Genomic DNA, 19720 nt, shown 5'->3' on the forward strand with positions numbered 1-19720 from the left:
GGGCGCGGTATAATCCGCCCATGTCCAGCGCCCCGCCTATCGACCTGTCCGCGATCCCCGAGAGCCAGCGCGCCTCTGTGCTGGCTCTGTTGCAGGAGAACGACGCGCTGAAGGACGCCAACCGGCGGCTCGAGCATCTCGTGGCCGAGCTGAACCATGTCGTGCATGGCAAGCGGTCCGAGAAGCTGAGCGACGATGATCGGCAGCTGGCCTTCGAAGACCTGGAAACGGCCATCGCCGAGGTCGAGACCCGCAAGGAGCAGGCCGCGCCATCCACCACGACGCAGCGCCGGACGCGTCAGCGCAACCTCGGCCATTTGCCCGCGGATCTGCCGCGCGTCGAACGCGTCGTTGAACCTGCGAGCCTCGACTGCCCGTGTGGCTGTGGCCGCATGCACCGGATTGGTGAGGACCGCACCGAGCGCCTCGACATCGTTCCGGCGCAACTCCGGGTGCTGGTCGACATCCGGCCGAAGTATGCCTGCCGTGTCTGCTCGGACGGGGTCACCCAGGCGCCCGCCGCACCCTGGCTGATCGAGGGCGGTCTGCCGACCGAGGGTGCCATCGCGCACGTGTTGGTGTCCAAGTTCGCGGACCACCTGCCTTTTTATCGGCAGAGCCAGATCCTGGCGCGCTCCGGCATCCAGGTCGATCGCAGCACCCTGGCGGACTGGGCGGGCACTGCGGCCTTCCACCTCGGCCCCGTGGTCGATCGACTGACCGAGCACCTGAAGGGATCGACCAATCTCTTCATGGATGAAACGACCGCCCCGGTCCTCGACCCAGGCCGAGGGCGAACCAAGACGGGATACTTCTGGGCGCTTGCCCGAGATGACCGCGGATGGGGCGGAGAAGACCCGCCCGGGGTCGTCTTCACCTACCAGCCCAGTCGCGCAGGCGCCCATGCCGAGCAGATCCTGCTGGGCTTCGACGGCATCCTCCAGCTCGACGGCTACACTGGTTACGATCGCCTGACGCGCCCATCCCGCAAGGGTGGCGCACCGATCACGGTTGCCAACTGCTGGGCACACGCTCGCCGCAAGCTGAAAGAAATCTTCGACCACGACGGCTCGGAAATCGCCGCTGATGGCCTGCGCCGCATCGCCGAACTCTATCGTATCGAGGCTGAGATCCGCGGCATGGGCCCCGGCCAACGTCTGTCCGCCCGTCAGACCCGCAGCGCGCCCCTCGTCGTAGAGTTCGGCGACTGGCTGCAGGCACAGCGCCTGCGCGTCTCAGCCAAGTCGCGCCTCGGAGAGAAGCTGACCTACATCCACCGCCAGTGGGGCGGGCTGCAGACCTTCCTCCACGACGGCCGCGTCGAGATGGACTCCAATTCCATCGAGAACTTGATCCGTCCGATTGCACTGACGCGAAAGAATGCGCTCTTCGCTGGCCACGACGAGGGCGGCCGCACCTCGGCCCGCATCGCCTCCCTGATCGCCACCGCGAAGATCAACGGCGTGGAGCCATTCGCTTATCTGAAAGCGACCCTCGAGGCGATCGCAGCTGGCCACCCGAACACCAGGATCGATGAGCTCCTTCCCTGGAACTTCAGCAAGTCAACCTGATCTCCCATGGGGCGGAGACAGCGCTTACGGTGAGGTAAGCGTCCGGTCTGACCGCACTGCCGCGGGTTGAGAGTGTGGGATAGTGTCCATGATCGATAGTGGGCACTTTGGTGATGGCGTGGCGCGGCGGACGAAGCGGCTTTGGACGGATGAAGAGAAGCGTTCGATCTGTTTCCAGACGACGGCACCGGGTGTTTCGGTTGCTCAGGTTGCGCAGCGCTATGCGGTGAATGCCAATCTGATCTTCACTTGGTTGCGTGACGGGCGCTATGCGCCGGACCCAGCGTTGTTTGCGTCCTCGTCGGCGGAGGCACGGTTTCTGCCAGTGGAGATCGTAGCAGAGGCGCGGCCCCCACTGGCGGCGCCAGTTGTCGACAACCTGACCAGCCATGAATGTGAAAGGCCCGCCGGACCCGCGCGATCGTATCCACCCGCTTCAATTCCAACTCCGTCCGCTGCCTCGCAACGAACTGTCTGCCAGATAAACAGGGGTGTCAAAGTTGCACGCCGAAACACATTTCAACCGCTTAAAGCAATTCGACATTAACCTGAGACATATCCAGCAGCCCTGAAGTAGTTCCAGCACTCTGCTGGGTCGTATAGGTCGCAGATTGATCCGATGGCTTCGAAGACGTCGGTGAATGTTCTGGCACCGATCCGTCGCAGGTGGGCTTTCAGCTTTGAGAAGGCTTGTTCGATGGGGTTCAGATCGGGCGAGTACGGCGGCAAGAAGAGGAACCAGCATCCGTGGTCTCGCAAGGCCTGCGCGGCCTCCGCGTTCCGATGCGTGGCAAGGTTATCGAGGATGACGACGGTGCCGGGGGCGATTTCGGGGACCAGCACTTCGCGGATGTAGGCGGCAAAAGCGGAGCCATCCATTGCGCCCTTGATGACCCACGGCGCGATCAGCGCGTCCTGGGTCAGACCTGCGATCAGCGTCTGGGTGCCCCAACTGCCAAAGGGTGCGTCCATTGTCAGGCGTTCACCCTGCGGCGCCCTGCCGCGCAGGCGGGTCAGATTGGTCTTCACGGCCGTTTCGTCAATAAAGACAACGCGCTCGGGCAAGGCCGCAATGGCAGGCAGCCGATGCCTGAACCAATCCGCGCGCTGCTGTCTTACCTTGGCGCGGCGGCGCTCGGTCGCCACCAGCGACTTTTTTTGTACGTGAAGCCGAGCCGGGATAGCAGGTTGGCGATGGAGGAGTGATGCACCATCACGCCCTCGGCATCGGCCAGCGCATCGCGCAGCTCGAAGAGCGTGATGTCGGGGTCTTGGGCGATCAATTCTTCAAGGAAAGCCTGATGCGGGACCAGCTTTCCCCTGCCGCGCGGAGGTCCCTTAGGGGCAGGTTCTGCATGGCCTCTGACCCTCACTTGCCGCGCCCACCTTGCACCCGTGGCAGGTGACACTTTCAAACGCAACGCTGCCGCCCGTCCGCTCAACCCTTCTTCAATATATCTCTGAAATCGCGTCCGAAGTGCCAATGGCAAAGGTGCTGACATGATCCATCCTCCCAAACAGGATGAATCACATCTGATGCCTCAAGGGAATCCCTCGCGATTCAAGTTCAAGCCGAAACGCTTTAAGATCTGCATACATCCGCTTCAGCCTCCAGTTCTCTTCCTCCATGGCCTTCATCTGGCTGACCATGGACGCATCCGTGCCGCCATACTTCGCCCGCCACTTATAGAACGACGCATTGCTCAACTCATGTTCACGGCAAAGCTCGGCCATAGGTACGCCGCCTTCGGCTTGGCGCAGGATCGCAAGGATCTGGGGTTCGCTATATCCCGTCATCTTCATTCAAATTCTCCTCGTTCATCTTGCCGAGAAAATTCTACTTCCGCAGCCCCTTACTTTCGGGGGGGATTACCAGACGACGCATACTTTGAGGAAACACAGATGAACCAAGCGGCATGAAACCTAACCATGATCCATCTTAGCTGAGCCGCAAACCTGTTCAGAAAAGCAGGACCACTTCAGGATGCAAACTTCCGCAAGAGTTGGCTTGGGTGCCATTGCGCCCGCCACCATTGTGGCCGCGCTGCGCAGGATATCTGGCCAGTTGGAGCTGATGACAGGTTCCCTGACCTTGCCGCCGATCAAGCCCTTCAGTTCTTTTGGGCAGGCTGCCGGATCGAAGAGGTAGAGGCGCTTGGAAGGCAGATCCCGGATGCGGGGGATGAACTGAAAGCCCAGAAGGGCGGTGACGGAGCTGTCTGCGGTTTCCGTCAGCAGGGCATCAAGTCGGCTGCGTGTCTTATCATCCAGCCGGTCAGCAATTCGCGCATCGATCCGTCGCTCGGCAGCAACAAGTGCGTCCGCGCAGAGTCGTTCGATAACCGTGATCCCAGGTAGGATGGTCTGGGTCGCCCGGCATTGCTCTACGAACCGCCGCGCCAAATCCTCGTTCGACCGGGCGGTTTCGGCTTCGTTCTCAGTCCAGACCTTCAGGTCGCGCGACCCTCGGCCAGTGAACATCTTGTAGTCATAAAGATCCCGCAGGGCAGCCAGGTGTTCGTGGCGCGTTTCTTCCCGGCTTGCATATCCCGCCAGATCGTCCGCTTTCAGCCCAAGTTGCGCCGCCAGAAAACGCGTGACTTCCAGTGGAATGACCTCACCCGGAGTTAGCAAGCGACCGGGGTAGCGCAACGCACAAAGCTGGAGAGCAAAGCCGAAACGATTGTGTGGGCGGCGACGGGCGCGGATGATTTCCAAGTCGTCGTCCGCCAAAGTGTAATGGCGCAGCATCACGGTTCGATCAGTCGGAAGGTCAAAAAGTGCTGAGCGCTGCCGCTCGGTCAGGACGGTACGATGCGCCATGTATCTTTTGCTTTCTTATAATGGTTTGTTTATTGATGATTAAGATACTGAATAAGGAATTATTTTGATGGCTGAAAGCATGCTGTTTTCCAGAACACCTCAAACGAACGTTTGTGAAACATGCTGATCGGGTATGCCCGCGTCTCAAAAGCCGACGGAAGCCAGTCCCTAGACCTGCAGCGGGATGCCTTGATCACAGCGAGCGTGGAAGAAGAACAGATTTACTCAGATCTGGCGTCGGGCAAGAAGGATGACCGATCCGGTCTGGAGGCCTGCCTCAAGGCATTGCGTGAGGGGGATGTGCTGGTCGTGTGGAAGCTCGACCGCTTGGGGCGCAGCCTCCACCACCTTGTCAAAACCGTCAGCATGCTGTCCGAGCGTGGCGTCGGCCTCAAGGTTCTAACCGGGCAAGGGGCGCAGATTGACACAACAACTGCGGCAGGACGGCTTTCATTCGGCATCTTTGCCGCTCTCGCCGAATTTGAAAGCGAGTTGATACGCGAACGCACAATGGCGGGGTTACAAGCCGCCCGCGCCCGCGGCCGGAAAGGTGGAAGGAAATTTGCTCTGACAAAAGCGCAGGTGCGAATGGCGCAGGCCGCTATGGCCAGCCGCGATACATCGGTTTCAGAACTTTGTAAGGAATTGGGGGTCAAACCGGTCACACTCTACCGATATGTCGACCCGAACGGCAATCTGCGCGATTATGGGAAACGGGTTCTCACCGCTTAGCGTAGGATTCTGCACTCTCCGGCATCAGACCCCTTGTCGCAGACGATCGGAAAGCGATTTCAGCCGTCCTTTTGGTTGATGATCAGTTCTGAATTCTCAGGCAGTTCCGAAACAATGCTCACGTCGTCGGCGCGGATTCGTGCATGCAGTTTGAAGGTCTCTGCTGCGGCTGTTTCCGCTGCAGAAGCATCGGCACCGTCTTCCAGAACAAGCGAGAGGCGGATCATGTCGCGATCGTTCTCGCGCGTTACCACGGCCTGCGCGGCCTTTGCGCCCGGCGTACCGATGACAACTTCTTCGATCACGCGCGGATAAACGAAAATCTCACGCACTTTGACCGCTGCGCCGACTCGGCCCTGCAGTGCGGAAATCCGGCTGACGGTGCCATCCGCGTTGCTCTCCAGCGCAAAGGCGCTGTCTCCGGTGCCAAACCGAATCATCGGCCAGGTGGCATCGCGCGCGGTCACAACAACCTCACCCGGTTCCCCGTGAGCGACCTGTTCACCACTGACCGGATCGCAGATTTGCACCACGCGGTCGGGATGAACCACATAGCCGTCGCCGCCATCCTCATAGCCGACAAGGCCCAGATCCGCAGTGGCATAGGCAGCCCAGGTCGACACGCCATAGTCCGCCTCGATCCGGCGGCGCTTGGCCATCCAGTCGCCCATCTCACCGCCGAGGAAGGCCGTTTTCACCTTCCAGGCGTCGCGGCCATAGGTTTCGATCACCTTGTCCGCCAGCGTCAGGAAAAACGCGGTGGATGCGCAGATCGAAGTGACGCCGGTTTCGACGATGATCTGCGCCTGAAGCTCGGTATTGCCGACGCCGCCGGGAATTACGGTGGCCCCGGCGGCCTGTGCCGCTTCGTCGAACAAAAGCCCCGCCGGCACGAGGTGATACATCCAGGTGTTCAGGATGATGTCGCCCGCGCCCACGTCGGCCGATCTGAACAGCAGGTCCAAGCCGTGTCCACCGCCGCCCGAAAGCGACGGCTCGAAGATCGGGCCGGGCGACACGTAGATCCGGCCGACATCCCTTAGATCGGCAGCGAGAAACCCGCCGAAGGGTGGGTTGGCGCGCTGGAGCTTGAGAAGTTCTTCCTTCTTCATCACCGGCAGCCGTGACAGATCTGCCAGAGACCTGACGGCCGCCGGATCGAATCCGGCAGCCGCAAATCGTGATTTCAGCCCAGGGGCCCTTTCGGCTGCGGCGGCATAGGCCTGAGCTATGTCCTTGTAGATGTCTTCAGACATGACGATGCCTCCCTGTGCAGTCGTGGTTTAAAGCGGGCAGTCCTTGCGGAAGTTCGGCGCGCGCTTCTCGCGATGCGACAGCACCCCTTCCTTGACGTCTTCGCCCATGAACCCGAGCATTTCAAGCGCAGTCGAGGCATCGAAGATCGGGCCAGCCTGGCGCAGCCAGTTGTTCAGCGAATATTTGGTCCAGCGGATCGCGCTTTGCGAGCCGTTGGCCAGTTCGACGGCCGTGTCCAAAGCGGTCTGCTGCAACACGTCATCTTCGACGCACATGGACACCAGCCCGATGCGCTCGGCCTCTTCGCCGGACACCGGCTTGCAGGTCATCAGATAGTACTTCGCCTTGGCCATCGAGGTCAGCAATGGCCAGATGATTGCCGCGACATCGCCAGCGGCAACGCCCAGACGCGGGTGACCGTCAACGATCTTGGCCTTCTTCCCGGCGATCGAGATGTCGGCCAGGAGGGCCACCACAAGTCCGGCACCGGCGGCAGGACCGTTGATGGCGGAAATGATCGGCTTGTTGCAGTTGATGATGTTGTAAACGAGGTCTTTGGCCTCTTTCCAAGTCTTCATGATCTCGTACGAATTGCCGATCATGCTTTCGATCAGGCTGAAATCGCCGCCAGCAGAAAACGCCTTGCCCGCGCCGGTCACGATGACCACACTGATGTCGGGGTCGCGGTCGATGTCGAGCCACATGTCGGTCATCTGGGTGTGGGTTTCCGCATCTACGGAATTGAAGGACTCAGGGCGGTCGAACGTGATGCGCAGGACGCGATCAGCCGGGTAGTCGAATTTCATCTTGTGATATTTTGCGTAACGGTCAGACATGGTTCTTTTCCTCCTCAGGGTATGGGTTCAGTCAGGCAATCCGAGGACGGCCTTGGACAGGATGTTTCGTTGGATTTCGTTCGATCCGCCGTAAATCGTCGTCGGTCTGGCCTTGTAGAAGCTCGCAAGGACATCGACACTTACATTGCCGACCTGAAGCGGGCCGACGGTGCCGCCATCGGGGCCGGCGGCCTCGATCATCAGTTCGGTGATGCGCTGAAAGCACTCGGTCACCCAGATCTTGAGCATCGAGACATCGGCGCCCAGCGTCTCGCCACGCTTCAGTTGGTCCGCAAAACGGGCATAAAGCGCCGCGTGATCTTCGACATCGAGCGCGGCCTGGGCAAAACGGTCGCGAAAAACCGGATCGTCGTACGCGCCACGGCCTCGGGCGAAACTTTCAAGCTGCCCCAACGCGTTCTGGGCCAGGCTTGGCGAGCCGATGAAGATGCGCTCGAAGCTCAGGAGCGCCTTGGCCATGCTCCAACCCTTGTTCAACTCGCCCACGAGGTTCTCGCGGGGGGTACGGGCATTGTCGAAGAAGACTTCGCAAAACTCCGTCTCACCCGACAGGGTTGTGATCGTGCGCACGTCGACACCGGGCTGATCCATCGGAGCGAGCAGGAAGCTGATGCCCTGCTGCTTCTTCGGCGCGTTCGGATCGGTCCGAACCAGCATGAAGATGTGCGAGGCATCATGCGCCATCGTGGTCCAGATCTTCTGGCCATTGATGACGAAATCGTCGCCGTCAATCTCGGCACGCGTGCGCAGGTTGGCCAGATCGGACCCGGCGCCGGGCTCGGAGTAGCCCTGGCACCAGATGTCTTCGCAGCTCAAAATACGTGGCAGCCAATAGTCTTTTTGTTTCTGAGTGCCAAACTTGATGATCAGGGGGCCGACCATCTGCACACCCATGTCTCGGCCACGGTTGACACCCCCGCGCTGCTGCTCTTCGTAGAAGATCAGCAGCTTGGCGGCGTTCAGCCCCATGCCGCCGTATTCCGCGGGCCAGGCCGGCGCAACCCATCCCTTGGTGTGCAGCTTGCGATGCCAATGTTCGATCTCGGCGAATTTCGGGCGGTGTGGCAGATGGCGCAGTTCTTCGGGGTATTCCGTCTCGAAGAACTGGTGCACCTCTTTTCGGAACTCTGCATCGCTCATAGCGTTCCAGTCGGTCATTGTGCGACTCCCTCTTCTTCGCGCGCGTCGAGCCAAATCCGCCTGTGATATACGTCGTCGCCCAACCAGGCCGACAGCACCAGCGCCCGGTTCAGATAAAGCCCGATGTCAAACTCGTCAGTATAGCCGACCGCCCCGTGCAGCTGAATCGCGTCGCGCGTGATCTTCTTTGCGGCCGTGACAGCGCGCGCCTTGGCACGGCTTGCCAGCCGCGCGCGGATCTTCGGAACCGTTTCGCAATCCATCTGGGCCAGAACTTCGCGAACGCACGCTTGTGCAACCTCAAGCATGACATTCAGATCCACGGCGCGGTGCTGAATGACCTGGAACGACCCGATGGGCTTGTCGAATTGCTCGCGGGTTTTGATGTAGTCCAGAGTAATCTCAAATGCGCGATCACTCAGGCCGACAAGCTCGGCCGCGGCCAGGGCCGTTACATCGCTGATCGCCTCGGCGAGCGCATCCTGGACCGCGGAACCCTCAGCCAGTTGCTCTGCCGGAGTTCCGGAAAACGAAAGCTCGCCCAGCGAACTGCCGTCGGCCTGCACGCGCTTGTCGACGGAAAGTCCGTCTGCGGTGGCCTCGGTCAGGACGAGAACCGGACCATTTTGCCCCCCGGCTACAACAAGGAATCCATGCGACCCGGCCGCGCCTACAACCCAAGCCTTGCTGCCGGTCAGTTTTCCGTCTGCGTAGCGGCATGTCGCATCAGCGGGCGCTCCGCCCGGGCCGCGTTCCTGCCAGGCCACCGCCAAGGTGGTTTCGCCGTTGATGAGCTGCTCCATCTTCGGATGATCCGGGCGAAGGCGACGCAGAAGGCCGAGGCTCAGCCCGATCGTCAACACCACCGGTTCTGGGGCAATCACGCGGCCGACTTCCTCGGCGATGACGCCACCGGCGGCCAGGCCCATTCCAAGCCCGCCATTTGCTTCGGGCACCGTCACGCCGAAAACGCCGGCCCCAGCCAGTTCACCGATCATGTCCGAATCCCAGCCGCCACTGGCGTCACGCAGTTTTCTGGCCCTTCCACTTCCGCCAGCCCGTTCAAACAGGGTGCGTGCGCTCTCGCGCAGCAGGCGAAGGTCTTCCTGGTCGCTGGAAAGCATATCAGTCTGTGTCATTTCGTTTTCGCTTCATCATCAATGGGACGTCAGCCGAAAGAACGACCTCGCCCTTGGGGTTCCTGGCGCTGAGCGTATAGTGCAAAACACCTCGGTCGGGCTTGCTTTTGGACGGCGTGACCGAGTTGATCGTCATTTCGATATCGAGGGGTTCATCCGGGCGGACAGGCAGCAGCCAGCGCAGATTGTCAAAGCCCATACCGCCTATGTTCGCCATGCCGGTCATCAAATCCGTCACGACAGGTTTGAACACCTCAAGCACGGTCTGAAATCCCGAGGCGATCAGGCTGCCATGTATCGCGGTCGCATAGTCTTCGTCGGTGTGCAGCCGTTGCGGGTCCCACTCCTGGGCAAACGCCTTTATGGACTGTGCGCTCATCGGGGCGCTGCGAAAGTGAAACACCTGGCCAGGTGCGAAATCTTCCAAATACTTCACGTCGCCGGCTCCGCTGCAAAAGCGGAATCATACCCGCTCGAATCTCTGGAAATCCGAACGCGGTTGAACTCCTCCAGTTTCGGATAAGTTTCCGTGAAGGCCTTCAGGAACTCACCTATCGGCGCATCGACATAAAGACCCCGGTCGTTCACATACTCCATGTGGCGCTGGTCCTGTTCGTCGAACTCGTGGAAAAGAGCGTCATGATAGCCGTCAAAGACCAGAGGCTTGACCCCGAATCTTTCACACATCTCTGTGTTGAAAGCGGGTGTTACCTTGTAAGGTTCACCACCCAGCCACAGTTGAACGTAGCCGTGATAGATAAAGAGATCGGTCCCCATCAGCTCCTGCAGCTTGGGTGTATTCAGGTGGTTGCGCACATCTGCGAACCCCAAAGCGGCGGGGATACCGACGGCGCGCAGACAGGCCGCAAGCAGGATTGCCTTGGGGACGCAGTACGCTGCCTTCACCCCGGCGATCCGGCTGGCACGATAGGAATCTTCATCCAGCGCAAAACAATACGGGTCGTAACGGATGTCGTCGCGAACCGCCTCGAACAAGCGGATCGCCTTGTCTCGTTTGGTCGCGCCCACAGGAAGATTGCGCAAAGCCGATGTGACGAAGCCCTGCACTTCGAGGCTGTCGCTTTCAACAAAGTGCGACGGCATGACATAGCGCTCGGCCTCCGCCGGCAGGTCGTCGTGGGGTTGGGCCAATGGACCTCTCCATCTTTTTCTAACAAGTGTTAGATTACAATCCGGAAACCTGCGGGTCAATGAGATTTATTCTGTCTTTCGCAAGTTCTGGGCAAAGCGGGTATTATCTTCCCCCAAGGCCGCAGCACGTCCGGCCGAACCTGCCGCAGATCGGAATTCCGGAGCAATTGGCAGCGGCAGCGCCGGTACCTCCCGACCGGAAATGTTCAGCTTTCGCTCGAATACGCCGCGTGCGATGAAATGCGGATCGGCCGCAGCTTCGGCGGGCGTTTTCACGACGGAACAACAACAGTCCGCCGCGGCCAGCAAAGACTCCCAATGGGTCGAGGGCTGGTCGCCCAGACGGCGCGTCACTTCCGCAACACTGGCATTGGGGTCGGACCAGTCATCACGAAGCTCCTGCGGCAGGCCGATGACATCGCAGAACGACTGCCAGAACTTTTCTTCCAACGCGCCAACGGCAATCTGACGTCCATCCGCAGCCGTATACAGCCGATACCGGGCCAGACCGCCTGTCAGGCGGCTGTGGCCGCTCTCGATGTTCTGCCCGGCGATCACAGCTTCGGCATGGGCCCAGTAGGCAAAGGCAAACGCCCCCTCGGACATGGCGATATCCAGATGCGTCCCCTGACCACTTGCCTGCCGCGCAATCAGGGCCAGCAGGATATTCACCACCGCCGGATAGGTTCCGCCCCCGATATCAGCGACCAGCCCGAAGGGTATGGTTGGCTGGGCATCCGGACCACGGCTCAGTGACAGAATCCCCGAATCGCCCACATAATTGAGATCATGCCCGGCAGTCGAAGCCTTCGGGCCGGTCTGTCCATAGCCGGTGATCGAACAATAGATGAGACCGGGATTGATCTCGCGCACGGCCTCGTATCCCAGACCGAGCCGGTCCATCACTCCGGGGCGAAATTGCTCTACCAGAACATCGGCCTTTTCAAGCAAAGGGCGCAGAACATTCATTGCGCCCTTTGACTTGAGGTCGATTGCCACCGACCGCTTGCCGTGATTCAAAACAGCGAAGCCAATGCTCTCCCCGTCTATTTTCGGCGCGGTCAGGCGTGCGTCCTCACCCGTGCCCGGACGCTCGAACTTGATAACCTCGGCCCCGGCTTCGGATAACATGAGCGTGGCCATCGGGCCGGGAAGAAGGGTACTGAAATCCAGCACCAGGATGTCCTTGAGCGGCTGTGTCATCGTCCCTCCCTCACGCGAAACGCGCAGCCCCGTTGTTTAGAACCACCACGTCGCGGGCCGGGATCGAAGCGCGGAACCGGGCCTCGCCACCCTCTTCCCAGATCTCAAACCGCACGGTCTCGCCGGGATAGACCGGGGCGGAAAACCGCACGTCCAGCCCGACAAGCCGGGCGGCGTCATAATCGAGCAGCGATTTGAGGATCGCCCGCGCCGCCAGACCATAGGTCGCAAGGCCGTGCAGGATCGGGCGGTCGAACCCGACCGAACGCGCCACATCCGGGTCGGCATGAAGCGGGTTCATGTCACCGCTCAGGCGGTAAACCAGCGCCTGGCGCGGCAGTGTTTCGATATCGCAGACATGATCGGGCGCGCGGTCGGGCAAAGCCGTCGGGGCCGGGCCGGGCCTGTTTTCGCCACCGAACCCGCCATCGCCGCGGCAGAAGGCCGACATCGCCACGCGAGCCAGCTTGTCGCCGGTTTCCGCGTCAATGATTTCGCGACTCTGGTAGATGACGGCACCCTTGCCCTCGCCCTTGTCGGAAATAAAGTCGATCCGGCTGCGGCCGATGATGTTGCCCTTCACCGGCAGCGGCTTGTAGATGTCTAGCCATTGTTCACCATGCAGCACCTTCTGCCAGTTCACGCCGGTCTTGGGGTTGCGCAGCCAGAAGCCCGGATACCCCATCGTGACCGCCATCGAAGGAACGGCCCTCAGCCCATCTTCATAGACGAAGGCCAACTCTTTCCTGTCGGTCGGATCCTCGCCGAACCCGAGGCCGAGCGCATAAAGGATCGTATCCCGCTCGGTCAGCGTCTGCTCGATCTCTTCGAAGTCCCAGTTTGATAGCGCGTCCAAATCCAATGGCATGATCTTTCCTCCGTCGATCGCTGTCAGAGCGTGTTTTGCGAACCCAAGATTGCCGTGACCTGACTGGACAGCACACCGCCGTTCCCATGCGCCAGCGCCAGGTCGACATCCTTCAACTGAATGCCGGGAGCATCACCACGGATCTGCCGCGCCGCCTCGATCACGGTGAAAATGCCATACATGCCGGGATGCACACAGGACAAACCCCCGCCATTGGTATTCACCGGCAAGACCCCGCCCGGCGCGATGCGCCCGCCCTCGACAAAGGCACCGCCCTCGCCCTTGGCACAAAAGCCGAGATCTTCCAGAAATAGGATCGTATTGATAGTGAACGCATCGTAAAGCTCGACCGCCTGAATGTCCGAAGGCGACACGCCCGCCGCGGCAAAGGCGCGTGCGCCCGACTCGCGGGCGGCGGTCACGGTGAAATCCTTCATCTGCGATATTTGCCGGTGCGAGCTTTCCGCCGCGCTGCCCAAAACGTAAACCGGGGCCTTAGGGAAGTCCCTGGCACGGTCGGCGCGAACCATCACGATCGCCCCGCCGCCATCGGTGACAAGACAACAATCGCGCACAGTCAACGGATCGCCCACCATACGCGCGCCCAAAACATCCGCGCGGCTGAGCGGGCCGCGCTCGAATGCCTCGGGGTTGTGCTGCGCCCAGGCCCGCGCGGCCACGGCCACATCGGCCAGCTGTTCGCGGGTGGTGCCAAATTCATGCATGTGCCGTGCCGCCGCCATCGCATAGGCGGAAATCGGATATCGCGGATTATAGGGCGCCTCATAGGCGGGCGGGCGCGAGGCCGTCACCAGCCTGCCCGACGCGGTGCGCTGGTTGGAGCCATAAACAATCAGCGCCACATCACACAGGCCAGCCTCCAGCGCCATTGTGGCGGAGGTCAGGTAATTCACGAAGGACGACCCGCCCGTCATGGTGCCGTCGATGAACCTGGGCTGAATGCCCAGATATTCGGCCGCCATAAGGGCAGGCATGCTGTCTTCCATCATGGTGCAGAGCAGACCGTCCACATCGGACAGCTTCAGCCCCGCATCGCCAAGTGCCGCAAGCGCGGATTGCGCCATGACATCATAGGCCGTCAGCCCATGCGCCTCGCCGAAACCCGCGTGCCCGGTTCCCACAATGGCGGATTTTCCCCGAAGTTTGGTGGTCATGGCCTATACCTCCGCCGGTTTGAACAACACGGCCGGTTGGCCCTCGGCCCCGCCCACGAAGGCGGTCACGGCCATGTCGATGACAATGTCACCGGGGGCAATGCCCTCGACCCGGCTCATCATACGAACGCCTTCCTCCAGTTCCACCACGCACACGTTATAGTCGCCGCCGCGCTCGGGCTTCTGACGCACGACAGTGGTGGTGTGGACCCGGCCCTTGCCGCTGGCGGGATGCCAAGAGATCGCGGTCCCATGGCAGTGCGGACACAGGACCCTTGGAAAGAAATGATAGGCTCCGCAATCATCGCACCTGGGCAGCATGATCTCCCCGTTTGTCAGCGCGCGTTGGAATATCTGGTCTGGTCCTGTGGCGTCCGGCACCGGCATTCTCCTCAAATGGTCCATTCCTGGTTAATCGTATTGATAATATTTCTAACAGCTGTTAGATTTTGTCAATCCCATAGGTTCACTTGAGAGAACGCCATGTCAGATTCAAGTTCAGCCCCCCTTTCCGGCAAGCTCGTCATCGCGCTCGAACAGGCGGTGGCGGCGCCCTTTTGCTCTTCGCGGCTTGCCGATGCCGGTGCGCGGGTGATCAAGGTCGAACGCAAGGGCGTGGGCGATTTCGCGCGCGCCTATGATACTGCCGCCAACGGCGAAGGCGCCTATTTTACATGGCTAAACCGGGGCAAGGAATCGGTCGCACTGGATATCAAAGCAGCAGAAGATCGCGATATCCTGCTGAAAATGCTGGAAAACGCGGATGTGTTCATTCAAAATCTTTTGCCGGGCGCCCTGGCAAAGCTGGGTCTGGATTCCGCGAGTCTGCGAGAGAGGTTCCCGCGTCTCGTGACTTGCGACATCACCGGATACGGCGAAGACGGCCCGATGCGCAACGCCAAGGCCTATGACCTTCTGGTGCAATGCGAAAGCGGCCTGGCATCGGTGACCGGCACGCCGGACGGGCCGGGGCGGGTTGGCGTGTCGGTCTGCGACATCGCCACGGGCATGACAGCCCATGCCGGGATCTGCGAAGCGCTGATCGGGCGTGAGCGCACCGGCAAAGGTAGCGGCGTTTCGGTGGCCATGTTCGACGTGATGGCCGACTGGATGTCGGTTCCGCTGCTCTATCACGACTATCTTGGCAAACCGACGCCCCGCGTCGGTCTGAACCACACGGTGATCTGCCCCTACGGCGCCTATGAGTGCAAGGACGGTCAGCTTGTCGTCATTACCGTGCAGCACAGCGGCGAATGGCAACGGTTCTGTGAACACATACTGGGCGATGCAACTCTGGCAGCCGACCCCCGGTTTCATGACAACACGGCGCGAATTGACAACAAGCCCGCGCTCGAAGCGCTCATCAAGACCGTGTTCGCCTCGCATGACCGCGTCGAGATGCTGAAGAGGCTCGATGCTGCGGGCATTGCATTCGCGGCAGTCAACGACGTGGCCTCCCTGTCCGACCACCCCCAGCTCGACCGGTCCGTCATCAGCACGCCCTCTGGCGAAATCAACGTCCCTGCGCCCCCGATCCGGCGCAGCGCCGGAGAGACGACACTTGGCCCTTGCCCTGCTTTTGACGCGGACGGCAAAGCCATCCGCGCCGAGTTCGACCCTCGTCATAGAACAGGATACACGCATAAATGACCGCTGCGCAGAAACCCGCGATCCTTGATGGCGTGAAGATTGTCGATCTTACTTCTGTGGTTTTCGGTCCTTTGGCCACGCAAATGCTGGGCGATCTGGGGGCCGATGTGATCAAGGTGGAAGGCCCCGAGGGAGATCTTTTGCGCCAGGTCCAGCCGTCCCGCAACAAGCTGATGGGGGCCGCCTTTCTGGCGACCAACCGCAACAAGCGCAGCGTTGTGCTCGACCTGAAAACGCAATCCGGCCGCGACCGGCTGCGCAAACTGCTCTCCGATGCCGATGTAATGATTTCAAGCATCCGGCCCGCGGCGCTTGCGCGCCTGTCGCTTGATCCCCAAACCCTGCGCCACGAAAACCCAAACCTGATCACGGTATCTGTCACTGGGTTCGGGCAGGACGGGCCCTATGCCGCCAAGCCCGCGTTTGACGATTCCGTCCAGTCGGTTTCGGGCCTGGCCAGCTTGGCAACATTGCGCGACCCCAAGGCTCCGCCTGCTTATGCTCCGACGATCCTCGCCGACAAGCTTGGTGGCGTGACAGCCGCTTATGCCGTCATGGCGGCCCTGTTCCACCGCGAGCACACGGGTGAAGCCCAGCATGTCGAAGTCCCGATGTTCGAGACCCTGGCATCGTTTCTAATGGTCGAACATTTGGATGGCGCCACCTTCGAAGAAAGCCCGAAGGATTTCGGCTATGCAAGGATGCTGGTTCCGCACAGGCGCCCGGTTCGGACGGCGGACGGCTATATCACAATTCTGCCCTACACCAACGTGCAGTGGGCGCGCTTCTTCAAGGCGGTCGGACGCGATGAGATGATCGACCACGTTTGGGTCACTGACATGGATGCGCGCAGCCGCAACATCGGCGCGGTCTACGACATGGTGGCGCAGATTGCGTTGACCCGGACAACGGATGACTGGCTTGCCCTGATGGAGGACGCCGACATCCCCGCCATGCCGGTGAATAACCTGTCGGATTTGCCGAACGACCCCCACCTTGTCGCGACCGGGTTTTTTCAGCAGATGGATCACCCGAGCGAAGGTGCCATCTGGACGACACGCCCGCCGATCCGGTTCTCGGCGACACCGGCGCGACATGACCACCGCCCTGCCCCCCGGCTGGGGGAGCACGACGAAGAGATATTCGGGCCGGGTGAAAAATAACCCCCTGCACCGGACGGATCAAACATCCAGCGAACGTGCGATCAGTTCCTTCATTATTTCGTTGGTGCCGCCATAGATCATCTGGACCCGGCTGTCGGCATAAAGGCGCGCGATCGGGTATTCCATCATGAAGCCATAACCGCCGTGCAGTTGAAGGCATTCATGCATGACCTCGTTTTGCATTTGGCTGCCCCACCATTTCGCCATCGAGGCCGTGGCCGCATCAAGTTCGCCGGTTTCGAGACGCGCGAGCCCGTCATTGACGAAGGAGCGCAGCAATTCGGCCTTGGTCTTGCATTCCGCCAATTTGAAGCGTGTGTTCTGGAAATCCATGATCCGCTTGCCGAATGCTTTGCGGTCCTGAACATATTTCACAGTTTCAGCGATGGCAAAGTCAATGAACCCAAGCGCGGTAACGCCGATCATCAGCCGCTCCCATGGCAGCTGCTTCATCAACTGGTAGAAACCCTGCCCCTCTTCTGGGCCAAGCAGGTTCGCCGTCGGCACGCGCACATCCTCGAAGAACAGCTCGGCCGTATCCGATCCCTTCATGCCCAACTTCTTCAGGTTCCGTCCCCTACGAAACCCTACGGCGTCCTCGGTTTCCAGAACGATCAGCGAAACGCCCTTTGCGCCAGCGCTGCGGTCGGTCTTTGCCACGACGACTACCAGATCGGCTGTATGTCCGTTGGTGATAAAGATCTTCGAGCCGTTGATCTTGTAATGGTTGCCATCCTTTTCCGCATGGGTCTGGACGTTCTGGAGGTCAGAGCCCGTTCCCGGCTCGGTCATCGCGATGGCCGCGACACTGTCGCCGCTGACTAGCTTCGGCAACCACTTTTTCTTTTGTTCTTCGCTGCCATAGGCGTAGATATAGTGGATTACGATGGACTGGATGCCATAGCCCCAACCCGTATCACCGGTGCGTCCCTGCTCATAAACGGTAATCGCATCGAACCCGATGCCGCCACCGAACCCGCCATATTCTTCGGAAATCGAGCCGCCCATGACACCCTGTTGACCGACTGTTTTCCAGAAGTCTCGGTCGACAATGCCCTGCTCCGCCCATTTTTCAATGTTTGGAGCCATTTCGGCATCAAAAAGCTTGCGTGTGCTATTCGCGAACATCTTGTGTTCTTCCGAAGCCCAGGCCGAACTATTCGTGATCAGAGACAAATTGGAGTCCATTCTTAAGGTTGGTAGAGATGGTTCGGGAAATCTGAACGGGTGAGTTAGGTGGATTTTCCGCTCCCGATCCGGCAGCGATGCCGGGAAGAAGGAGCGAAAGATGGCAAGACGTCCGAGAAGAAACCACAGCGCCGCGTTCAAGGCGAAGGTCGCATTGGCGGCACTGAAAGGCGACAAGACGATGAGCGAGCTGGCGACGCAGTTCGACCTGCATCCGAACCAGATCAAGCAGTGGAAGGACCAGTTGCTAGAAGGCGTTGCCGATGTGTTCGATGACAAGCCGAAGAGCAAGGAGCCAGAGATCGACATCACCTCCCTGCACGCGAAGATCGGCCAACTGACATTGGAGAACGATTTATATGAGGAAAGTTTTGTCAACAGGCGCGCAGATGCCGGTCGCTGCGCTTTTGCTCAGCGTTTCCATGTCTCGGTTCCGGGCGGATCGATTGCTGCGTGAAGATCATGCGGGGTCGCCCGCATCCCCTTATATCCGGTAGCTCCATGACGGCTGACCACAATCTTGCATTCACACGAACGGATCGGGGACGGGTTCACACTTTTTGCCGGCGCTCGAAGGATACGCCAATCGTTGACACGACGCCCGTCATCCCGCCCTCAGGTCTCTGGCCGGAGACCTGAAGCTCTGAAGTTGATCAGGTTGCCTTGGCCGACAGTCTTGCGCCCTCAGGCAAGGCGCCGGTTTCCACATACCGCCACAAGGCGATTGCCAATTTACGCGCCAAAGCGATCAGCATGATCCTGCGGATGCGCGCTCCCTGGCCCTGCGTCCGCTGAATGTACCAGCGCGCCAAGGTCGTATGCGGCTGATACTTCAGCCACAGCCATGCGATCTCGATCAAGATGCGTCGCGCCCAGGAGTTACCCGCCTTGGAGATGCCTTGGCACTTGATCACGGTGCCACTGTCATAAGCGCTTGGCGTCAGCCCCAGATACGATGCGAGGTGCCGTCGCGACGAGAATGATCGGGCAAAAATCTCGCGAGCAAGTATAGCAGAAGCCGCTCCGCCAATGCCCTGCAGCCGACAAAGATCGAGCCGTTTCTGCTCGATGGCAGGCGACTGCGCATCAGCCGTGTCCCGCTCTTTCTCCACCAGGCGTAACTGGTCCTCGACCATGACCAATCGCGCATATTCTCTTTCCAGTTCCGCCCGTAGCCGCGGTGGTATCGGGAGCCCTTCCGCCGTTCTGAGTTCATTGAAATCTATGCGCGTCCGGCGCAAGCGGGGCTCCACATTCCGAATGCCTTGGGCGAACAGGAGACCCTTGATACGGTTCACGTGTGCCGTTCGCTCGTGAATGAGCCTATCGCGCTCGCGATGCGATCGCCGGGCGTCCTCTTCTTCAACGGTCAAAACGCGAACCTGCGCACAGACGTGTCTTTCACCCCGATAGAAAGCGGCCAACGCGCGAAGCATCGCCAAGGCGTCAATGCGATCCGTCTTGACCCGCCTGGCCCGGCGATTGACCTGCAGACTTGCCGGATCAAGGACGCGGACATCATAGCCTTCTGCCTGTAGGAACCGCGCCAGCCAGAACCCGTCATGACCAGCCTCGAAACAGAGAACCATATCCTTGGCATCTGAAGTTCTTCGTAGTCGGGCGAGCAAACCCGACGTATCGCCACCGGTCAGCCGATAGATGGAAGGCTTGTCTCGATCAGGCCTGGCGACACCGATAACCCAGCTGCGCTTGCTCAGTTCAATCGCGACAAATGTCTTCGGTTCGATAGTATGGTCATGGTCCATGAATTGGTCTCCCGCAAAAAAGTAGATGCGGACAGG

General features: G+C 60.3%; 19 protein-coding genes and 3 pseudogenes. 6 read left to right on the forward strand and 16 right to left on the reverse strand.

Annotated elements, in window-relative coordinates; genetic code table 11:
• The first annotated feature begins 20 nt into the window (after positions 1-20).
• Both tnpC and TRIHO_RS24180 read left to right on the forward strand, forming a co-directional pair.
• Positions 21-1571, forward strand: coding sequence for an IS66 family transposase (tnpC, locus tag TRIHO_RS10040; protein ID WP_068242690.1), 1551 nt, complete (start codon positions 21-23; stop codon positions 1569-1571).
• A gap of 88 nt (positions 1572-1659) precedes the next feature.
• Entirely contained in the window at positions 1660-2118 is a 459-nt protein-coding gene (locus TRIHO_RS24180) for a transposase (RefSeq protein WP_232367761.1), read from the forward strand.
• On the opposite strand, the gene TRIHO_RS23260 is transcribed toward TRIHO_RS24180, so the two are convergent.
• The 4 genes and pseudogenes from TRIHO_RS23260 to TRIHO_RS10060 form a co-directional block, all read right to left on the reverse strand.
• Positions 2115-3073, reverse strand: a protein-coding gene (locus TRIHO_RS23260) for an IS630 family transposase (protein WP_106406180.1) whose coding sequence is annotated in 2 segments (ribosomal slippage) — positions 2115-2729 and positions 2732-3073 — 957 coding nt in all. Because the reading frame shifts where the segments join, the coding sequence is not laid out codon by codon here. The two genes, TRIHO_RS24180 and TRIHO_RS23260, sit on opposite strands and share 4 nt — an antisense overlap.
• An 82-nt stretch (positions 3074-3155) precedes the next feature.
• Positions 3156-3374, reverse strand: a pseudogene (locus TRIHO_RS10055) (transposase); the annotation flags it as partial.
• 120 nt (positions 3375-3494) lie between these two features.
• The gene (locus TRIHO_RS24455) at positions 3495-3770 is read right to left on the reverse strand and encodes a Tn3 family transposase (RefSeq protein ID WP_232367768.1); all 276 of its coding nucleotides are present in this window, start codon (positions 3768-3770) and stop codon (positions 3495-3497) included.
• A 6-nt stretch (positions 3771-3776) separates the two neighbouring features.
• A pseudogene (locus TRIHO_RS10060) lies at positions 3777-4394 on the reverse strand (DUF4158 domain-containing protein); the annotation flags it as partial.
• Between the two features lie 120 nt (positions 4395-4514).
• Here TRIHO_RS10060 and TRIHO_RS10065 point away from each other — a divergent pair.
• Positions 4515-5126, forward strand: coding sequence for a recombinase family protein (locus TRIHO_RS10065; protein WP_068242705.1), 612 nt, complete (start codon positions 4515-4517; stop codon positions 5124-5126).
• Positions 5127-5185: 59 nt separating this feature from the next.
• Here the strand turns inward: TRIHO_RS10065 and TRIHO_RS10070 are convergent, their stop codons facing one another.
• From TRIHO_RS10070 to TRIHO_RS10115, 10 genes are all read right to left on the reverse strand, one after another.
• Complete coding sequence (locus TRIHO_RS10070) at positions 5186-6382, reverse strand: phenylacetate--CoA ligase family protein (protein ID WP_232367762.1); 1197 nt, start codon at positions 6380-6382, stop codon at positions 5186-5188.
• 27 nt (positions 6383-6409) lie between these two features.
• On the reverse strand, positions 6410-7219 hold the full coding sequence (locus TRIHO_RS10075; RefSeq protein WP_068242711.1) for an enoyl-CoA hydratase/isomerase family protein: 810 nt from the start codon (positions 7217-7219) through the stop codon (positions 6410-6412).
• Between the two features lie 27 nt (positions 7220-7246).
• Positions 7247-8398 (reverse strand): acyl-CoA dehydrogenase family protein, encoded by a 1152-nt coding sequence (locus tag TRIHO_RS10080; protein WP_068242714.1) that lies wholly within the window; start codon positions 8396-8398, stop codon positions 7247-7249.
• On the reverse strand, positions 8395-9504 hold the full coding sequence (locus TRIHO_RS10085) for an acyl-CoA dehydrogenase family protein (protein ID WP_232367763.1): 1110 nt from the start codon (positions 9502-9504) through the stop codon (positions 8395-8397). Before TRIHO_RS10085 ends, TRIHO_RS10080 begins: the two co-directional genes overlap by 4 nt.
• 1 nt (position 9505) lies before the next feature.
• On the reverse strand, positions 9506-9955 hold the full coding sequence (locus TRIHO_RS10090) for a MaoC family dehydratase (RefSeq protein ID WP_068242720.1): 450 nt from the start codon (positions 9953-9955) through the stop codon (positions 9506-9508).
• Positions 9952-10671 (reverse strand): transglutaminase-like domain-containing protein, encoded by a 720-nt coding sequence (locus TRIHO_RS10095; protein ID WP_068242723.1) that lies wholly within the window; start codon positions 10669-10671, stop codon positions 9952-9954. Before TRIHO_RS10095 ends, TRIHO_RS10090 begins: the two co-directional genes overlap by 4 nt.
• 66 nt (positions 10672-10737) lie before the next feature.
• Complete coding sequence (locus TRIHO_RS10100; RefSeq protein ID WP_068242726.1) at positions 10738-11874, reverse strand: CaiB/BaiF CoA transferase family protein; 1137 nt, start codon at positions 11872-11874, stop codon at positions 10738-10740.
• 10 nt (positions 11875-11884) lie between these two features.
• The gene (locus TRIHO_RS10105) at positions 11885-12742 is read right to left on the reverse strand and encodes a MaoC/PaaZ C-terminal domain-containing protein (RefSeq protein WP_207498667.1); all 858 of its coding nucleotides are present in this window, start codon (positions 12740-12742) and stop codon (positions 11885-11887) included.
• Positions 12743-12765: 23 nt separating this feature from the next.
• The gene (locus tag TRIHO_RS10110; RefSeq protein WP_068242729.1) at positions 12766-13917 is read right to left on the reverse strand and encodes a thiolase; all 1152 of its coding nucleotides are present in this window, start codon (positions 13915-13917) and stop codon (positions 12766-12768) included.
• Positions 13918-13920: 3 nt separating this feature from the next.
• On the reverse strand, positions 13921-14304 hold the full coding sequence (locus tag TRIHO_RS10115) for a Zn-ribbon domain-containing OB-fold protein (RefSeq protein WP_047998064.1): 384 nt from the start codon (positions 14302-14304) through the stop codon (positions 13921-13923).
• Between the two features lie 96 nt (positions 14305-14400).
• Between TRIHO_RS10115 and TRIHO_RS10120 the strand changes: the two genes are divergently transcribed.
• A complete protein-coding gene (locus TRIHO_RS10120; protein WP_068242732.1) occupies positions 14401-15567 on the forward strand; it encodes a CaiB/BaiF CoA transferase family protein in 1167 nt (388 codons plus the stop codon).
• Positions 15564-16730: a CaiB/BaiF CoA transferase family protein gene (locus TRIHO_RS10125; protein ID WP_068242736.1), complete on the forward strand. Its 1167-nt coding sequence runs from the start codon at positions 15564-15566 to the stop codon at positions 16728-16730. Before TRIHO_RS10120 ends, TRIHO_RS10125 begins: the two co-directional genes overlap by 4 nt.
• 18 nt (positions 16731-16748) lie before the next feature.
• On the opposite strand, the gene TRIHO_RS10130 is transcribed toward TRIHO_RS10125, so the two are convergent.
• The gene (locus TRIHO_RS10130) at positions 16749-17906 is read right to left on the reverse strand and encodes an acyl-CoA dehydrogenase family protein (RefSeq protein WP_082705101.1); all 1158 of its coding nucleotides are present in this window, start codon (positions 17904-17906) and stop codon (positions 16749-16751) included.
• 112 nt (positions 17907-18018) lie between these two features.
• Here TRIHO_RS10130 and TRIHO_RS10135 point away from each other — a divergent pair.
• Positions 18019-18315: pseudogene (locus tag TRIHO_RS10135) on the forward strand (transposase); the annotation flags it as partial.
• A gap of 256 nt (positions 18316-18571) precedes the next feature.
• Here TRIHO_RS10135 and TRIHO_RS10140 read toward each other — a convergent pair.
• Positions 18572-19684 carry an IS110 family RNA-guided transposase gene (locus TRIHO_RS10140; RefSeq protein ID WP_068242742.1) on the reverse strand — a complete coding sequence of 371 codons (1113 nt, stop codon included), beginning with the start codon at positions 19682-19684 and terminating at the stop codon, positions 18572-18574.
• Positions 19685-19720 lie beyond the last annotated feature (36 nt).

It is taken from the genome of Tritonibacter horizontis (assembly GCF_001518015.1).
Lineage (GTDB): Bacteria > Pseudomonadota > Alphaproteobacteria > Rhodobacterales > Rhodobacteraceae > Epibacterium > Epibacterium horizontis.